Source organism: Polaromonas sp. P1_G2 (genome assembly GCF_056405515.1).
Genome location: NZ_JBFUBY010000416.1, coordinates 1 through 2,524 on the forward strand (window position 1 = coordinate 1; position 2,524 = coordinate 2,524).

Genomic DNA, 2,524 nt, shown 5'->3' on the forward strand with positions numbered 1-2,524 from the left:
GATGTGGCCCGAGACCACCGATACCGCGCCGAACTCGCCCATGGCCCGCGCATTGCACAAAATCACGCCGTAGATCAGGCCCCACTTGATATTGGGCAGCGTGACGTGCCAGAAGGTTTGCCAGCCGGTGGCGCCCAGCACGATGGCGGCCTGCTCTTCGTCGTTGCCCTGCGCCTGCATCAGCGGGATCAGTTCGCGCGCGATGAAAGGAAAGGTCACGAACACGGTGGCCAGCACAATGCCGGGCACGGCGAAGATGATCTTGATGTCGTGCGCCAGCAGCCAGGGCCCGAACCAGCCCTGCGCGCCGAAGATCAGCACATAGATCAGGCCGGCCACCACGGGCGAGACCGAAAACGGCAGGTCGACCAGCGTCGTCAAGACCGACTTGCCGCGGAACTCATACTTGGCGATGGCCCAGGCCGCGGCCACGCCAAACACCAGGTTCAGCGGCACGGCGATCACGGCGGCAATCAAGGTCAGCTTGATGGCCGACCAGGCATCGGGTTCGCGCAGCGCCGCAAGGTAGGCGCCAAAACCCTTGCGCAAGGCCTCGGTGAACACGGCCGCCAGCGGCAGCACCAGGAACAGCACGACAAACAGCAATGCCACAGTGATCAGCGTGTAGCGGACCCAGGGCGCTTCGGTGGTGCCGGCGCGGACGCGGCGGTTGATGGGGGATGATGCGGCGCTCATGCGGGTGCCCCTGCATTTCGGCGCTGCCAGGCCTGCAGCCCATTGATGACCAGCAGCAGCACAAAGGACACCAGCAGCATCACCACGGCCACGGCGGTGGCGCCGGCATAGTCGTACTGCTCCAGCTTGCCGATGATGATGAGCGGCGTGATTTCAGAGATCATGGGCATGTTGCCGGCGATGAAGATGACCGAGCCGTATTCGCCGATCGCGCGCGCAAACGCCATGGCAAAACCGGTCAGCAAGGCCGGCGTGATGTGCGGCAGGATGACCTTGGTGAAGATCTGCAGGCGCGTGGCGCCCAGCGAGGTCGCGGCTTCTTCAAGCTCTTTCTCGGCATCTTCGAGCACCGGCTGCACCGTGCGCACCACAAACGGCAGGCCGATGAAGATCAGCGCGATCACCACGCCGGCCGGCGTGAAGGCCAGCTTGATGCCCATGGGCTCGAGGTACTGGCCTATCCAGCCATTGCCGGCCAGCAAGGCCGTGAGCGAAATGCCGGCTACGGCCGTGGGCAGCGCGAACGGCAGGTCGACCAGCGCATCGACAATTTTTTTTCCCGGAAACTTGTAGCGCACCAGCACCCAGGCCAATAGCAAGCCGAAGACGAGGTTGACCAGCGCCGCGATCAGCGAGGCTCCGAAGGTGAGCCGGTAAGACGCCAGCACGCGCGGCGAGGTCACGGCGGTGATGAACTGCTCCCAGCTCAGCGTGAAGGTCTTGAAGAACAGCGCCGAGATCGGGATCAGCACGATCAGGCTCAGGTACAGCACCGTGTAGCCCAGCGTCAGCCGGAAACCGGGCAGCACACGCCTGGCGGCTCTTTTGCTGCCCGCAGCAACACCCGGCACCACCGCGGAAGGCGGCGCCACAGAAGACAAGGCGGTCATGGCGCGGGCTTATTTGACGGTGTACAGCTTGTCGAACTGCCCGCCGTCGTTGAAGTGCACTTTTTGCGCTTCACCGAGGCTGCCGAACACCTCCTGCACCGTGAAGAGCTGCAGCGGCTTGAAGGTGCTGGCGTATTTTTTCAGCACGGCCTGCGAACGCGGGCGCAGCGCGTGGCGCGCGGCGATCTCCTGGCCTTCTTCCGAATAAAGGTAGCTCAGGTAGGCCTTGGCGAGTTCGGCCGTGCCTTTCTTGGCCACGGTGCGCTCGACCACCGCCACCGGGTTTTCCGCCACGATGCTGATGGACGGGTAAATCGCGTCCACCTTGCCTTCGCCGAACTCCCGGTTCACCGACAGCACCTCGGACTCGAAGGTGATCAGCACGTCACCGATATTGCGCTGCAGGAACACGGTGGTCGCATCGCGCCCGCCCTTGCCCAGCACCGGCACGTTTTTGTAGAACTTGCCGACGAACTCGGCGGCCTGCGCATCGCTTGCGCCCTTCTTCTTGGCGTAACCCCAGGCAGCCAGGTAGGCGTAGCGGCCGTTGCCGCCGGTCTTGGGATTGACCACGATCACCTGGATGCCGGGCTTGATCAGGTCGTCCCAGTCCTTGATGCCCTTGGGGTTGCCGTTGCGCACCAGGAACAGCATGGTCGAGGTGGTGGGCGAGGCATTGTCGGGGAACTTCTTCGTCCAGTCCTTGGCGACCACACCGGCATTGGCCAGGAAGTCCACGTCGGTCGAGGTGTTCATGGTGACCACGTCGGCGTCCAGGCCGTCGGCCACCGAACGCGCCACCGCGCTGGAGCCCGCATGCGACTGGTCGACCTTGACGTCCTTGCCGGTGGTCTTTTTGTAGTGGGCGATAAAGGCCGCGTTGTAGTCTTTGTAGAACTCGCGCGCGACGTCATAAGAACCGTTGAGCAGCGTTTGCG

Annotated in this window: 3 protein-coding genes; all 3 read right to left on the reverse strand. The window is 63.7% G+C overall.

What is annotated here, in order from left to right:
- The coding region (gene cysW, locus AC1D0P_RS24505; RefSeq protein WP_477679113.1) for a sulfate ABC transporter permease subunit CysW at positions 1-696 on the reverse strand (696 nt) is incomplete at its 3' end.
- Positions 693-1,586, reverse strand: a complete 894-nt coding sequence (gene cysT / locus AC1D0P_RS24510) for a sulfate ABC transporter permease subunit CysT (RefSeq protein ID WP_477679114.1) — start codon at positions 1,584-1,586, stop codon at positions 693-695. The genes cysT and cysW, both read right to left, overlap by 4 nt.
- A gap of 9 nt (positions 1,587-1,595) precedes the next feature.
- Positions 1,596-2,524 (reverse strand): sulfate ABC transporter substrate-binding protein (locus AC1D0P_RS24515; protein ID WP_477679115.1); only part of this gene is annotated, 929 nt, incomplete at its 5' end.

Bases quoted from the DNA above. Each gene is read 5' to 3' on its own strand.
- cysT (WP_477679114.1), bottom strand. From the start codon at position 1,586: ATGACCGCCTTGTCTTCTGTGGCGCCGCCTTCCGCGGTGGTGCCGGGT.